The sequence below is a fragment of the uncultured Paraglaciecola sp. genome, assembly GCF_913058035.1.
Taxonomy (GTDB): domain Bacteria; phylum Pseudomonadota; class Gammaproteobacteria; order Enterobacterales; family Alteromonadaceae; genus Paraglaciecola.
The window spans coordinates 1-14,857 of record NZ_CAJXPA010000118.1; the positions used below are offsets into that span (position 1 = coordinate 1).

General features: G+C 38.8%; 13 protein-coding genes. 8 read left to right on the forward strand and 5 right to left on the reverse strand.

Annotation, left to right across the window (positions count from 1 at the left end; translation table 11 throughout):
• Positions 1–172 precede the first annotated feature (172 nt).
• Positions 173–1,888, reverse strand: a complete 1,716-nt coding sequence (locus tag QZ562_RS14600) for an amidohydrolase (RefSeq protein ID WP_293761585.1) — start codon at positions 1,886–1,888, stop codon at positions 173–175.
• Positions 1,889–2,113: 225 nt separating this feature from the next.
• Between QZ562_RS14600 and QZ562_RS14605 the strand changes: the two genes are divergently transcribed.
• The 7 genes from QZ562_RS14605 to QZ562_RS14635 all read left to right on the forward strand — a co-directional run bounded on the left by QZ562_RS14605 (position 2,114) and on the right by QZ562_RS14635 (position 8,994).
• On the forward strand, positions 2,114–2,500 hold the full coding sequence (locus QZ562_RS14605) for an STAS/SEC14 domain-containing protein (protein ID WP_293761587.1): 387 nt from the start codon (positions 2,114–2,116) through the stop codon (positions 2,498–2,500).
• An 856-nt stretch (positions 2,501–3,356) separates the two neighbouring features.
• Positions 3,357–4,181, forward strand: coding sequence for an SDR family oxidoreductase (locus tag QZ562_RS14610; protein WP_293761589.1), 825 nt, complete (start codon positions 3,357–3,359; stop codon positions 4,179–4,181).
• Between the two features lie 286 nt (positions 4,182–4,467).
• A complete protein-coding gene (locus QZ562_RS14615) occupies positions 4,468–5,232 on the forward strand; it encodes a ribonuclease H family protein (RefSeq protein WP_293761591.1) in 765 nt (254 codons plus the stop codon).
• A gap of 190 nt (positions 5,233–5,422) precedes the next feature.
• Positions 5,423–6,886: a carbon starvation CstA family protein gene (locus tag QZ562_RS14620; protein ID WP_293761593.1), complete on the forward strand. Its 1,464-nt coding sequence runs from the start codon at positions 5,423–5,425 to the stop codon at positions 6,884–6,886.
• 428 nt (positions 6,887–7,314) lie between these two features.
• Entirely contained in the window at positions 7,315–7,692 is a 378-nt protein-coding gene (locus QZ562_RS14625; RefSeq protein WP_293761595.1) for a CidA/LrgA family protein, read from the forward strand.
• Entirely contained in the window at positions 7,646–8,407 is a 762-nt protein-coding gene (locus QZ562_RS14630) for an LrgB family protein (protein ID WP_293761597.1), read from the forward strand. Before QZ562_RS14625 ends, QZ562_RS14630 begins: the two co-directional genes overlap by 47 nt.
• A gap of 224 nt (positions 8,408–8,631) precedes the next feature.
• Positions 8,632–8,994 (forward strand): alpha-hydroxy-acid oxidizing protein, encoded by a 363-nt coding sequence (locus tag QZ562_RS14635; RefSeq protein ID WP_293761599.1) that lies wholly within the window; start codon positions 8,632–8,634, stop codon positions 8,992–8,994.
• A 104-nt stretch (positions 8,995–9,098) separates the two neighbouring features.
• On the opposite strand, the gene QZ562_RS14640 is transcribed toward QZ562_RS14635, so the two are convergent.
• The 4 genes from QZ562_RS14640 to QZ562_RS14655 form a co-directional block, all read right to left on the reverse strand.
• Entirely contained in the window at positions 9,099–9,944 is an 846-nt protein-coding gene (locus QZ562_RS14640) for a tellurite resistance TerB family protein (RefSeq protein WP_293761601.1), read from the reverse strand.
• Between the two features lie 737 nt (positions 9,945–10,681).
• On the reverse strand, positions 10,682–10,906 hold the full coding sequence (locus tag QZ562_RS14645) for a hypothetical protein (RefSeq protein WP_293761603.1): 225 nt from the start codon (positions 10,904–10,906) through the stop codon (positions 10,682–10,684).
• A gap of 267 nt (positions 10,907–11,173) precedes the next feature.
• Complete coding sequence (locus tag QZ562_RS14650) at positions 11,174–11,425, reverse strand: hypothetical protein (protein WP_293761605.1); 252 nt, start codon at positions 11,423–11,425, stop codon at positions 11,174–11,176.
• Positions 11,426–11,661: 236 nt separating this feature from the next.
• Entirely contained in the window at positions 11,662–12,573 is a 912-nt protein-coding gene (locus tag QZ562_RS14655; RefSeq protein WP_293761607.1) for a DNA ligase, read from the reverse strand.
• A gap of 635 nt (positions 12,574–13,208) precedes the next feature.
• Between QZ562_RS14655 and QZ562_RS14660 the strand changes: the two genes are divergently transcribed.
• On the forward strand, positions 13,209–14,453 hold the full coding sequence (locus QZ562_RS14660; RefSeq protein ID WP_293761609.1) for an EAL domain-containing protein: 1,245 nt from the start codon (positions 13,209–13,211) through the stop codon (positions 14,451–14,453).
• Positions 14,454–14,857 lie beyond the last annotated feature (404 nt).

Below are 14,857 nucleotides of genomic sequence, written 5' to 3' on the forward strand. Positions count from 1 at the left end.
CTATAAAATAATCTATTGTTTTATTACTTATGTACTGCGTTCTCTTAAAGGTAAAGAACGCTTAACAACATGGGCCTCAGCACACCGGTTATACAATAAAAGCAATCCTTAGTTCTGTCATTAGAAATCAAGTATGTTGTTTATTATCTTTATACTTAATTGCATATGGTGATTACTTTCGATATGTGATTTTACCTCCCACTACTGTCATTATGTTTTTTGATGTTAAAATGTCAGCCTCTGGAATAGTAAGCCAATCACTGTCAAGTATTGTGAAGTCGGCATATTTACCCACTTCTATAGACCCACGAATATCCTCTTGGAATGCTCCATAAGCGGGCCATATTGTAAACATTTTTAGAGCTGTTTCACGCGATACAACAAGCTCTGGATGCCATCCCTCGCCTGATGTTCCATCAAGTCTTTTTCGCGTCACCGCCGCATAAAATTCAATCCGTGGGTCGCCCAGTTCTACTGGCGCATCAGAACCTCCCAATATCATCAATCCACGATCAATCAATTGCTGCCATGGGTAGGCATAATTCAGACGCTTACTGCCAAGTCTATCGGGTGCAAAGTTAAGGTCTCCAATTCCGTGACTTGGTTGCATGGACACAAGAATACCCAAGCTAACTAAGCGCTTTTGGTCTTGGGGGGTAATCACTTGCGCGTGTTCGAGTCTCCACCTTGGTTCAGCCACCGCCCATTCGGATTTTGGTACAGCTTTGAACGCTTCTTCGTACCAATCCAAAAGTGTACGAACGGCTCTGTCTCCAATTACATGGGTTTCGACTTGAATACCTTTACGCAGCGCTGCACGTAGAATGGGGTCAAGTGCTTGTTTGGTGGTGCGGTTCATAAACCCCTTATGGTCGGCATCCGCATAATTTTCAAGCAATGCAGCCCCCCGCGAACCAAGTGTGCCATCGATGTACACTTTGAGACCGCGTAAATCGAACATGTTATCAGCTGTTGTTTCGCGGCCGCGCTTAAGCATTGTTGACGCTTCCATAACATTTGCTGCTGCATAAATACGAGTAGACATATTTCCTTCTGCGTGAATTTCCTTGACGATTTCAACATTAACATAAGGCATTCCAGCATCTTGTGTATTGGTCCAACCTACCTTTGCATTTTCATACATACCCTGCACAAGGCTATCTTTTATATATTCGCGTGTTTTTGGTGGGATGATATCTCGGAAAATATTCATCGCGGTAGCCAGTATGTAGCCGTTTGGTGTGCCGTTTATATCACGCTCAAATTTTCCACCCACTGGATCAGGAGAGTTTTTGGTTATGCCAGCAAGTTCTAGTGCCTTTGAGTTAACAAGGGCTGAAACGCCGTCTGCACGGGGCATGTAGAGTGGTTTGTCTGTGGTAAATGGATCAACGTCATGTCTTGTGAGAAACCTTTTTTCGTCAGTCCATTCTCGCTCAATCCATCCACGGCCTTGCACCCACTTATCTGTGGGCACGTTTATTGCGAATGCTTCAATGGTATCAACGGTTTCTTTGAGTGTCGAAATACCAAACAGGCTTAATGTTTTAGGACGTTGCCCAACGCCTTCAACATGTTGGTGGCTATCTGTAAAACCTGCATAAATAAATTTTCCGGCCATATCCATTATTTGTGCATCACCACACATATATTTGTTAACTTCGGTATTTGAACCAACAAATATAATTTTATCCCCAAGCACTGCTGTGGCTTCTGCAGTCCACTGTGCGTCATTTGCTGTATAGATTTTTGTGTTGTGAAGCACCATATCTGCAACAAGGCATTCTGACGCTATTTCTGCAGTAGGCGCGTCATTTTTGTTGCATGACATCAACATTAAACTTAGGCCTAGGGTGTTTATTATTTTAAACTTATTTTTTAGATTCAAATTTTTCTCCTAGAAACTACTTTAGAGCACAATAGTTGTATAGTGATGCTAGGTTCAGAATGAACAACCTAAACTATACTGCTTAATTTCAGTTTATCGGATAATTATTTATGGTTAGATTGTCTCGGTCACGCTACCTGCTGTCACAGCACGATATAAATAAAGCTCTTAACCGTCAAATATATAAGTTACAAAAGCACTATTTATTTTTAGGAACCGCAAATTATGTATGCAAAGTTCGATCAAACAAAAGCACCTTTAATCATTATTGAATTTACTGGTGAAAAAGCCAATGCGCAGAACTTTGCACATTATCTGAGGAGCTTAGAAGAAAACTATGCGCGTAAAGAACAAATTGCCTTGGTATTTGATGCGCGTAAAGCACTGGACTTAAACCCACTTTATCAAATGAAACAAGCATATTGGTTAAGGCAAAATAAAGCGTTAATTGAACGCTACTGCCAAGGTGTAGCCTACGTAGTTCCTAATAGTTTTTTAAGAACGATGCTTGGTTTAGTGTTTAAGATTCAGCCCAACCCTGTGCCTTTTAAAGTTTTCGAAAATTTAGATGCTGGTTTAGTTTGGGCCGAATCGCAACTCGAGGTCCAGTAAAAGATGACTCTTTGTATCAATGTTATGAATAGTGTTATGAATAGTTAAAAAAGCGGATGTCGATGGAAACAGTGTTATCGATTTCCCCGTTGAAAAACCGATGTTTTTTAATGGTTTTGGCACCGTTTTTACTTTCTCTACATAATAATGCCGTATCAAGATGCGATTCATAACACAAAAATAAGTCGAGGCTGATGTGTCATTTTTTCAATAGTTAAAAATACAACATAAGCAAATAAGGTTCACCAATGGGATCAAAATCGACAGATTTAATCGCATGGTAATGTTAAAAAAACTAACTGTCGGTGCTATTTATTTTTCGTAACTTTAGAGTTGGCCTAATCCAAGACGCATACTAGTCTGTCCGCATTAAAGGCCATTCCACTGGGGCTGACACTTGGTTCATGAATTAGAGATGAATCTTTTGGGTTAATATTGCCACTTTTTATGACAACGTGAGTGAGGTAATCAAGCGTTGAAAAGGGCTATTGGGGTAATATGTTTAGGGCTTTGTAAAACATGTTGTAGAAGCAACACTCATGGCCAACACCTAGACTTCGTTTACGTACGTAAAAGTTACGACGATGATGAGAAGTTAAGTTAAATTAAGTGTGAATAAGGTTACTCAAGCGATTGGGGTAGACAAGTATGACATTGTACTCACCCGAAATGCGACTGAAGTTATACACAAATTGATCAGGCAATATAATGATCTGGGCGCAAGCAACGCAACATAATTTCATTATGTAGATGCGTATTTGAAAACATAAAAAATGAAAAATGAAAAATAAACAAACAAACATAGAAACATAGAAACAACTCCTAGCTAATATGATGATTCGAAGGAAGCCGTAAGATGAAAAACTTAAGTGGTAAAGTTGTAGCTTTAACAGGTGCCGCTTCAGGCATCGGTCGTTGTTTAGCGATTCAATTATCAGGCTTAGGCTGCCATCTTGCACTTGCAGATGTTGATGAGAAAGGCCTACAAGAAACAATTACGATGCTAGCAAGCACTACAAAAGTGAGTTCGCATATTGTTGACGTTGCTGATAAAGATCGGGTTTATGTCTGGGCCGACGAAGTGGTGGCTGAGCATGGACACGTTGACGTTGTTATTAATAATGCAGGTGTTGTATCTTCTGCCCGCTTAGATGAAATCTCATACGAGGATTTTGATTGGGTATTTAATATAGTATTTTACGGTGTGTTGTACAGTACTAAGGCTTTTCTTCCTTATTTAAAACAACGCCAAGAAGCAAATATTGTGAACATTTCAAGCGTAAATGGTTTTTTCCCTTTTCCAAAAAATGGACCCTATAACGCCGCTAAACATGCCGTTAAAGCATTAAATCAGACTTTGATACAAGAACTACGTCACACCAGTGTGAGGGTTACTTCAGTTCACCCCGGAGGTATTAAAACTAATATCGTTCGCAATGCTCGTTTTGCACAGGGCGAAGATGATAAACGTGTTTTGGTTAAAGAGTTCGATAAGATAGCGGGCACTAGCCCTGAAAAAGCAGCTCGGATTATTATTGGTGGTCTACAGAAAAATCGCAAACGGCAATTAGTCGGTAAAGATGCTGTTGTTTTTGATTTGTTGGTTAGATTGTTTCCACAGGGTTTTTCTGATTTAGTTGGTAAGATCTTTGAATTAAAAGAAAAAGAAAAAGAAAAATAAAACTGTTTTTCACAAACAAAAATGCAGCTTTGAGCATCGGCTTGTCTAAGACAAAGGGCTAAAGACGATGAGTCTAAGTGCAAAATACATCAACGTAATTTTACGTGCGATGGTCTGTTTTTCTTTAGGACTGTGTAAAACATTATTGGCTGAGGGGATGACTTGCTAATATTCATAAATATCTTAAGTGGCCTGAAGAATGTTTATAAGTGTTACGATCGTCGCTGACAATGCAACCGAATTCCAAAAAACGGGTTCGATGACGATGATGAGTTAAGGGGATATAATGGCTAAGAAATTTTATGCAGTACTTAAAGGTCATAAGGTCGGTACATTTACGACATGGGCCGCCTGTCAGGCATCGACAAAAGGCTATTCTGGCGCTGCATTCAAATCGTTCACTACTGAAGAAGAGGCTGATGCATACCTTGGGAACACCGCAAGAGTAACTGAAACGTTAGCCACGAAGTCTACACAAGCGCCACCCGCTTCGAATACCCATGACGGATTAACGGTGGTACTGGCTTATAAAATCCCCGTGCAAATATATACTGACGGCGCTTGTGACCCTAACCCAGGCGCGACTGGTTCTGGCCTTGTGGTATATGAACATGGAAAGTTAACCACCTTAAAGTACGGCTACCACTCACCTAGTGGTACAAATAATACTGCTGAATTAATCGCATTAAGGGAGGCTATAAAGTTAGCCCATTATTACATCGAAAAGGGTCAGCCAGTGGAAATCTTAAGTGACTCGGATTATTCCCTCAAGGCCGTCTTTGTTTGGTCCGAGGGTTGGAAGAAAAAGAATTGGACCAAAAGTGGTAGCGCTCCAATCCAAAACCTTGAGTTGATCAAAGAGTGTTATGCCTTAAGTCGTTCCTTAATCGGAAAAGTACAAATGACACATGTCAGGGCTCATTTAGGTACAGAGGGCAACGAACTAGCCGATCGCTTATCTGTTCAAGCCCAATTGCAACAGGTTACAAGTTGGGTGGATTACACTGATGAAACCAATCCTGAGAAAATACTCACACTGCGCCGTGGTTAGAGGGATTAACAATACCGCCATGTTAGTTAAATCTTACTCATCGACCTCCATAATTTTTGTTGAGTTTAACTTTGTTACTCTGCCATTAGAGCTTTGACTCCCTTTTAAAATTATTAAGTTAAATGAACGAAAACAAGCATGATATTATTGCGTTTGATCACGACTCCATTAACGAGAGATATACGTAGTAATGCTCATCTTTTTTGTTTGTATCACCATTTTGATCCTCGGTTATAAATTTTATAGCCCATTTGTTGAAAAACAAGCTGGGATTGACTCAACTATTGCTACCCCGCAAAGTCGTTTTGGTGAAGGCGTAGATTATGTGCCCATTCATCCTGTTCGTGCTTTTTTAATTCAATTTTTAAATATTGCCGGTGTAGGGCCTATTTTTGGTCCTATACTTGGAGCGATATACGGACCAGTAGCATTAGTTTGGATTGTTATCGGCAATGTATTAGGCGGCGCGGTTCATGATTATTTCTCAGGTGTCATGAGCATAAAAGAAGACGGTAGAAGCCTACCTGAAATAGCTGGTCATTATTACAACATCGTATTTAAAGGTGTGATGTTACTTTTTACCGCAATGCTGCTGTTTTTTGTTGGTGTGGTGTTTATCATGAGTCCAGCAGGTTTATTAAGTAACCTAGACGTATTCCAAGATACATTCTTGGCAAATAATACGTTTTGGGTGCTGTTGATCTTGGGTTACTATTTTTTAGCCACCTTGTTACCTATCGATAAAATTATCACTAAGTTCTACCCTATTTTTGGCTTACTGATGATAGTGATGACATCAATGATCGCTATTGCGCTATTAATTGATGCGCCGCAACTACCGATTGCAGTTGACCTCTTCGCTTACTTCACCACAGATCATGCTCACGATTTTTTAGCCCCAAATCCAGATGGATTACCTATTTGGCCGTTATTGTTTATTACTATTACCTGTGGTGCTATTAGTGGTTTCCATTCCACGCAGGCACCAATTATTGCCCGCTGCCTGACCAATGAAAAATACGTTCGTCCCGTTTATTACGGAGCGATGGTGTGTGAAGGTGCTGTTGCTTGTGTTTGGGCATTAGCTGGTATTGCTGCTTTCCCTGAGGGATACGCAGGTCTTAAAGATATGCTAAATATTGGTGGCCCAGGTTTGGTCGTCAATCACATAGCCGGCAGCTACTTGGGGGTGTTTGGCGGAATTGTGGCGATTATTGCTGTCGCTGTATTTCCGATTACATCCGGAGATACTGCGTTTCGCTCACTGCGTTTGACTATCGTCGATGCATTCAACATTCCGCAAAGTATTCGAAATCGTTTGTTACTTGCCGTGCCCATTTTGACCATCGCGTATTTCATGACCAAGCTTGATTTTACTGTGATTTGGCGTTACTTCGCGTTTTCTAACATGCTGTTATCAACAAGTGTATTGTGGCTTGCCACCAAATATTTATTTGACCGTGGTACGTTTCATTGGATTGCCAGTATTCCTGCTGTGTTAACCACAGGTGTCAGCGTTTCTTACATTATGACAGCGGCAATTGGCTTTAATTTGACTGCTGATTTAGGGCGCCCCATTGGGGTCGTTGTGGTGGTTATTGGTTTAGTATTGTTGGTGTTTATAGATAAAAAACATAAATCTGAAGCGGCTTAGTTTTTAATTTAAACATGTTTGCAATCACCGCCACTGGGGCGGTTGTAGACTTTTTTTAAATTAAACTCATTTTTATTAACTTTGATTTTATTAACTTTGATTTTATAAACATTCGTTTTGTAACATCGCTTAAATAAAACCTTTGGGCCGAGTCATTTGCTTATCAAAAATCCATGGAGAAAGTGAAATATCCTCAGTATCATTTCTAATATGAGTCTTCCAATATTTTACGGTGGCACTTTTCTGGGCCCTTGAGTCCCTGATTTCATTAATGCTTAGATAAGAGATAACGTTTATTGTTAAATTAGTGTTTAATGGCGATGAGTTTTAGAGCGACTACTCAAATTAAGGAACGCATTATTTCATCACTTTCCACCAAAAGAACGTATTCTAAACTCAGCTATTTGATAAAATTGAATCAGTTTCTGATGGGACTTTTTTTTCTTGGCGTTTTATTTTTTGCGGCCAAATATTTGTTACTTCAGCTCAAAATAAATATTCCCCCTGCATTGCTTGGCATAGCGGTTTTGTTTTGTGGCATGTTATTGATGAAAGGCATACCCAAGGTGATTTTTAACGCTGCCAATCCTTTGCTCGCGCACATGTCTCTATTTTTTATTCCTGCCATTATCGCCATTGTAAACTTTATAGACTTGATCGCGGCTTTTCCTTTGGCCTTATTCTTTTCCATAGTGGTATCAACATTAATTAGTTTGGCTATTACTGGCTGGATCAGTCAGCGATTAATGAATAAGTTGAATGTTACACATGCAAACGGTGATAAACCGTCAAGCAAAGGAAATTGATATAGTGACCCTACTAAACGATATAAATTGGCTGGCGAGTCTTTTGTGGTTGATTATTACTGTCATAGTATATTTTGGCGCATTGCGTCTTTATAAAATAACAATACCTTTATGGTTTATACATCCCGCTTTTCATCCGCTTATCGTCAGTACATTGATCATTATATTGTTGCAATCATTGACGGATACAAGCGTTTCTGAATATCAAGACCATACCAATTTGTTGACGGCTTTACTGGGCCCCGCCACTATTGCTTTGGCAGTACCGTTATATAGGCAATTCAGTATTTTGATGAAAATGAACTGGCGAGTATTGGTACCTATTACGGTTGCTGGCGTTTTATCACCAGCGTTGTCATGGACATGTCTATATTTACTTGATGCACCGCTTAACTTGCAAATGACTATTTTAGTTAAATCTATCACCACACCACTGGCGATGGATGCGGCGGGTGCAATAGGTGGTATATCCTCATTAGCGGCTGTCTTTGTTATTATTACGGGTATTGTGGGTGCTATTTTTGGTCCGGCTTTATTTCTATTAATTGGAGTACATAATCAAGCCGCTCAAGGTACCGCTTTAGGTGCAGTATCACATGCAATAGGCACTGCGCGAGCCATTCCAATCGGCGAGCAGTGCGCAGCATTCGCCACTTTGGCCCTTTGTGTCAATGGTATAGCCACATCTTTGATATTACCCATGCTATTTGGGTAATCACCTTATAAATTGTAAATTGTTAACATTAATAGTCAGTTATGAACTAATTATTTTTAAATTTTAGAGTTAATTCATTTATCAACCACACATAATAATAGTCCACAAATAGTTCGTTTTTGCTCATTGATTCGAGTAGGTGTAACGTTTACTTCATATACTTAGCTTCATGCATTTAGTTTCGTTTATTTAGATAACAATGTTACCGAGTTATCGAAGATTTGATGAATGTCAGGCACAGCGAACGCAATCAAGTTTTTATTTTTACAAATACTAGGATTAAACCGATTAGTTCTACTGTTACTGGTATCTCTAATCATGGCGGAAGTCAGCTTGACGGTTCTCGAAGCTCATTTGTTCAACTAGCTAAAATAGCCGAGGCTTTGGGTATTGGGCGTAGACGTTTATGTCCGCTTGCTTCAGCAGAACAACATGGTGTTGAACGATCATTAGGACTTATGCGCGTCGAGATTGAACGAGACATGAAGCTAATAGGAAAAACGTCTATAAAGAATCTCACGGTTAATAACCTCACATTTAATAACCTGACATTTAATAACATCATATTTAGGTCAATATGGACTTGATAAGAGTTGCAGATTCGTTCAACGGTAAGCATTCTTTTTTAGTGTAAATAGCAGGTATTCATCGTCATCTTTGACAAAATTTGCAATGGGTATGGATAACAAAATCAACTTATTAGCTCAGCTTGGGCATGCACAGCTTTGACTAATTCTGGTGGTATGAACATAGAAGACGCTAGGCGGCTTAAGTAGTCTTGCGAGGCTGATTGTTGTTCATCAATGGCTAATAGTGAGGCTGCATATACTTCTATTGCGGTTTGTGAATTGGGCACTGCTTTCACTAGTTCTTCTAATGACATGGGTCGCCGTAGTTCGTCAAACAAGCTCGCTTTATCTTCGGTGGTTAAGTCAAAATCATCAACTTGTTGATATATTTGTTGACGCTCATTTTCATCAATATGCCCGTCTGCGTTTGCTGCCGTGATCATCGCTCGGAGTATCAGCATTTGGCCTGAGTCTTGATTTTCATCTAGTATTACCTGTTCGAATTGTTGTTGTGTCAAAGTTGTGGGTGAATAAGTGAGTGTTTGTCTGGGTGATGAGGGAATATAGCGAGACTGAAGTACTGGCACTGGGGTGATTGTGGATGAAGACCGCGATTGCAGCGTTGTTTCCTGAGATTGGTTTGGATTGTTTTGTTGTTGAGCGTTTCTTTGTGCAAAGACGCCTAGCTGATAAGCTCTTTGCAAATTGGCTCTTTGTAGAGACGTTATTCGGCCGTAGCCTTGTTGGGAATAGACTTGATATGCCTTCCAAGCGATCCCTCCAACAGCAGCTAAAGCACCAGTGTGTAGAGGGTTCCTACTTGGTTTTGGCCACACTTTACCGTTAACGGTGTCCATAACATTACCCGTAACGGTTTGACTTAATGAACGGCCCGATGAACCTCTGGCCGTTCGTGATATAAGGCCAGCTCGATTTAATCGACTAATAATATTATTCAGATTTTGCATTTACTGACTCTACAAATGGGGTATGTAGAGTTATACACGCAATAAAGATATAAAAATATTTTTAAAGACATCACTTAGACAATCTCAGAAATAATGATGACAGTCATCTACAACACACCTTCATAAAAATACATGGGTGTTATTTTGAGTGACTCTGGCTTTATTACTGATAAATGGATTGTTAAAAATATCTGCAGCACTGACATCTTTATACAGTTTATGTAAAGCTAATCACCTGTTTAGCCAGTTTATTAGTGCTTTTGCCGAGGGATTTAATATTTCCAATAGGCTGTGTTTGAGCCAAGTTAGTTTGTGTGGCTTTTTGTAACACAGCTGTAATGACAGACACATCGCCATCGGAAACGCTGAAGGTCTCAATACATGCTGCTGATAAATGCTTAGCTTGCTAAGTAACACTGAAAATTTTTCTATTGTCATCTCATGAGCCTTTTGTTGGTTATTTTTGTCTTTTTCTTGCCGTGTCTAAACAATAACCTAACGTGAGTTGTCTCCCCTTAGTTCAGAGTATTAAGTGTAGTTTTCAAATTTATTGTTTGTAATGGTGACATCACGAAATCTTTCATTGATTTTTGCATTGACGTCGCTAGTAGTTTAAGAAATATCCGCTAATTTTGTTCTGACAGCTTCTCGCAGATCTTTTTCTACATTAAATATTTCAAGCAATTCTGGTGCAGACGCAAAAACTTCGACTAAACTAGAATTCTTGGTATTGATAGTCACGTTTTTATTTTGGATATTTGTATCATGGCATAGCGACTATTAAATCGTTTTTGCAAAGTGTTACGTTGAAATTCCAGGGCGGCTAACAAACTCGCCTTGTCTGTTTTAATTTCTTCCTGCCTATCTGCCTTCCATCCTTCCCAGAGTCCATCAATAAAGATGCACCTAAGCAGCAATGTATAGTCTTGTATTCTTTCAGTCAGCCTCATTTTGAATGACATAGGGAACCATGTAAATGATGGATCTTATCTGCTCGTTGGATCTTATTCATCCTTCTTGTGGGGTCCAAATCTGCTGCAGATGGAGTTGGGTTTGTGATAATGTATTATAAAATCATTCGTTTAGATGTCGATAAACTAATATGCAGGTTCCTTGATAAATAATTTGCATTAACGTGAAAATAAACATGAACATGGTACTTATTGTTAACTTAATGCACTACAAAATATCCAGCAATAGGACGCATAAACTTCAATAATATAGGAAGTTTATTTACTAAATACTTTACCGCCGATTATTTTAAATGCCGGTGTGCCTCTTATTAGGGTGTCTCTAGCGAAGGTGGTATCACAATTTGGGCAAGTGCAAGGCAACAAAGTGAAGTCTTTGGTGATCCGTTCTTTAAAGCATTTAATCAGCGAGCCTTTTCCACCTTTACGGTATTTAAATAATTGGGTTTTGCATTGTTTGCAGTAAATATCTACGGAGGACTCTGGGGCTTTTTTATTAGGCTTGGCCATTTTTTCTGCTAAGTAGATAATTTAGAATAAGTGAACATAACACAGGGTTGAGTTATTGTTGGTCGTTTAATCAAATGGCTTTGAAAATAGAGTGTTCTGAACCACTTTTCATTTGTGAACTAACAATTTTGTGATCAGTAACGTCGACTTTTTAACTTTTTGCTGGTGGTGGTAATACACACCTATTGTTTGTTCTAATTACTGTTGGTTAAAGATGTTTTTTATATCGATTCAGCTTAATTGTCAATTTTATGACTACGGGGGGATGACTCTTCCGCTGTAGGTTTAATCCGTAAAAAACTTGCAAAGCGTGGGATACCTCTTGCTGTAAGACCGTAATATTTAAAGGTGATGACTCTGTCTATCTGAGGTGGTTCGAGGCGCTGCGAGTTAGAGAAGCCGGTTCCTATTTTAAATTGTAGGCCGTTATCCAGCTCGACCAACAATGATCCCAACATTTTTTTGTATTTGCCTTTTCCAGGTATATGCCCGATGACTCTGGCCTCAGCATCCTGATGCTTTTTTAACTTAAGCAAACTTACGCTTCTACCATCTTGATAATAAGCATCATCATGATTCAACATCAGGCCCTCTGCACCTTGCTCGACTAACTCATCCAACTTGCGCATCAGCTCATCTTTATTTGCCAACTTAAATTGAGGGATAATCTGCAAATAAGGGTTAGCAACTGTGTTTACCAAACGTTGTAATTCAGATAACCGCTGGCTAAAAGTACCTTTATGTTCAGGTAAATCAAACAACATAAATTTGATGTTTTGCCAGTCTTTAGTGGGTGTCTTGCGTAATATGATGGATGCCGTTTTAGAAAAACTGTTTCGGGCCAACCATAATTCGCCATCCATAGTCTGCTGTGGGAAATTTTTCACAAACCAAGTCGGTGCATTGATAATATTACCATTACGGGTAATAAGTTTAGAGCCATCCCAACGGCCGCGAATGCCATCCAGTTTTTCGCTGATCCAGTAGTCCTGTATCACTATGTCACTGTGGTACAAACGGGCTAATTGTTGAGGGGCAGACATTTTGGTCGTTATAGCGAGGTTTAACTCGCTGGCATCACAAAATGTAAAAGCCCTAGTCAGTAACACGATAATTAACAAACTGGAGGGAGATATAAGTGGGATCATATTCGGAGCATTCCATGCCGTTGAGTACCTCTAAGCATAGTGCAAAAATGTTCGGCCGTTGAAATTTTTGACGTCAATCAAGGAATCTTTATTCATCGGTTTTCTGATAATTGTTAACAGTTTACTCATATACCATTTAATACTTTTTAGTGATACATCTAAGTAATTAGATTGGCTTATACTTTGTAGGCTGACATTCACTTTAGTTTTCAGTAAAGAAAGTAAAATAAAATTAAACCCATATTTTTTCAACGTAGTCTGCTTGGATTTTGAATTGAAAGTGAAATTTATTCAGCAAATGTAACAACCTGCAAAGATTTTTTAGCCTCAGAGGGTCTCGTACGGTAACACTGGTCGAACCGCAATCAAGCTCCTGATTATTTCTAAAATGCTAGGTGAATGTGGGAGACGTTGTTCTATGCTAAGTGACTTTTAAAAAATATTTTCAAAGTAAATTTAATTTATTAAAACATGCTAACGAGCTTATTCTATTTAGTCATATCAATGCCGATAACAAGTATGCTAGGTTAAGTGAAAGGGACTTTTTAATAGCTCACGTGCTACCAAGAATGCCTATTCATAAATCTCATAATGATTAAGTGAGATGCACCAGTATTGACGCTGAGAGTAAATTTATGCAACCAGACTCTATCGACGCAGTGGTAAACGGTATTGCAGATGTAAAAGTAATAGATGATTGTGAAAGTGTAAATTATAAACTAAATAAATTATTATCAATTGTCCGCAAGCATCTCGACATGGAAGTAGCATTTATATCTAAGTTTGTTAAAAACAACCGTGTTTTTGAAGTTGTTAATAGTAAAAGTGATATGTTGCCAATAAATGTAAATGATTCCGATCCAATAGAAGAAACTTATTGTGCAAAGATAGTTAATAATGTTATCCCAAACATTATTCATAATACTAAAGAGCATGCGTTAACCAGTAAACTTTCCATTACTGATAAATTATCAATAGGTTCTTATATTGGTGTGCCAATCAAATTATCATCAGGTAAAATTTATGGTACTTTTTGCTGTTACAAACTTTCACCAGATGACACGCTAAATAAACGTGATCTGTCATTTTTAAGTGCCATTGCTGATATTGCAACTGAGCTAATTGAAAAAAATGTCGAAACAGAATCGAATCATAATGAAATTACGGAAAAAATTGTTTCGGTTTTAGAACAGGACAAAATTGATATCCACTACCAACCCATCTTCAACCTTAAAAGTAATAAAATTACAGGCTTTGAGTCGCTTTCCAGATTTGATACAACACCTTACAGATCACCCAATATTTGGTTTGGAGAAGCATCTAAAGTTCACTTGGGTGAAGAACTTGAAATGATAGCCATTAAAAGAGCAATTGAAGGTATTGGAAAATTTAAAACAGATATTTATATTGCTATCAATACGTCTCCGGAATACGTGTTAAGTGGTGCTATAGCACGTGTCTTAGAGGGAGTGGATTTGACGCGTATTGTTTTAGAAGTAACCGAATATACACCTATCCTTAACTATTCAGACTTTCGAGAAGCACTGGAACCACTGCGAAAACGGGGCATGAGACTTGCCATTGACGATGCGGGCTCTGGGTACTCTAGTTTTCAACACGTTTTGGAGCTTGAGGCTGACATAATTAAACTAGACATCTCATTGACTCAAAATATTAACTCTAATAATAGAAAATATTTATTTGCAAAAGCACTGTGTGCATTCTCCAAAGCGATAAATTGTCGTATTATAGCGGAAGGTGTAGAGACAATTGGAGAGTTGAATTGTCTTCGAGAATTAGGGGTTGATAACGTGCAAGGATACTTACTTGGACGACCAATGCCGATTATAGAAGCGGTATCTTACGAAACAGTGTTGTAACTATTCAACTGCTTCGAACTCAAATATATGAGGCAACTAATTTTTGATGAGTTGAAACAGTGCTTTTTCAGCACTGACATATTCTAATGTGCTTGAGTCACCCTAATATAATATTAAGCTTGATTACTGGTTCAGGGAATACCTCTGTTTTGGGTAAAGCGTAATTTATCGTATTCACTGAAGTGCCCGAGTAACGTCTGTGACTGGTTCCTTTTTAAGCGCCCTCGCTTTGCATTCTCGCGTGTGTCTTTTTTTGTAGCTGGACAGGTTTACTCCTCAACCTCACCTAAAATACCCTGATAAAATAAATGGTAATGTTGGATTTTATCAGGCGTCAACATTCTTATTACATGCCCTGTTATTTCGACGGTAAGACTCAAAACAAGTCTTACATTGCTTTGGCT

Excerpts from the sequence above, each read along its gene's own strand:
- QZ562_RS14605 (WP_293761587.1), top strand. The coding sequence starts at position 2,114 with ATGTATGCAAAGTTCGATCAAACAAAAGCACCTTTAATCATTATTGAA.
- QZ562_RS14610 (WP_293761589.1), top strand. The coding sequence starts at position 3,357 with ATGAAAAACTTAAGTGGTAAAGTTGTAGCTTTAACAGGTGCCGCTTCA.
- QZ562_RS14615 (WP_293761591.1), top strand. The coding sequence starts at position 4,468 with ATGGCTAAGAAATTTTATGCAGTACTTAAAGGTCATAAGGTCGGTACA.
- QZ562_RS14620 (WP_293761593.1), top strand. The coding sequence starts at position 5,423 with ATGCTCATCTTTTTTGTTTGTATCACCATTTTGATCCTCGGTTATAAA.
- QZ562_RS14625 (WP_293761595.1), top strand. The coding sequence starts at position 7,315 with ATGGGACTTTTTTTTCTTGGCGTTTTATTTTTTGCGGCCAAATATTTG.
- QZ562_RS14630 (WP_293761597.1), top strand. The coding sequence starts at position 7,646 with ATGTTACACATGCAAACGGTGATAAACCGTCAAGCAAAGGAAATTGAT.
- QZ562_RS14635 (WP_293761599.1), top strand. The coding sequence starts at position 8,632 with ATGAATGTCAGGCACAGCGAACGCAATCAAGTTTTTATTTTTACAAAT.
- QZ562_RS14640 (WP_293761601.1), bottom strand. The coding sequence starts at position 9,944 with ATGCAAAATCTGAATAATATTATTAGTCGATTAAATCGAGCTGGCCTT.
- QZ562_RS14645 (WP_293761603.1), bottom strand. The coding sequence starts at position 10,906 with ATGTCATTCAAAATGAGGCTGACTGAAAGAATACAAGACTATACATTG.
- QZ562_RS14650 (WP_293761605.1), bottom strand. The coding sequence starts at position 11,425 with ATGGCCAAGCCTAATAAAAAAGCCCCAGAGTCCTCCGTAGATATTTAC.
- QZ562_RS14655 (WP_293761607.1), bottom strand. The coding sequence starts at position 12,573 with ATGATCCCACTTATATCTCCCTCCAGTTTGTTAATTATCGTGTTACTG.
- QZ562_RS14660 (WP_293761609.1), top strand. The coding sequence starts at position 13,209 with ATGCAACCAGACTCTATCGACGCAGTGGTAAACGGTATTGCAGATGTA.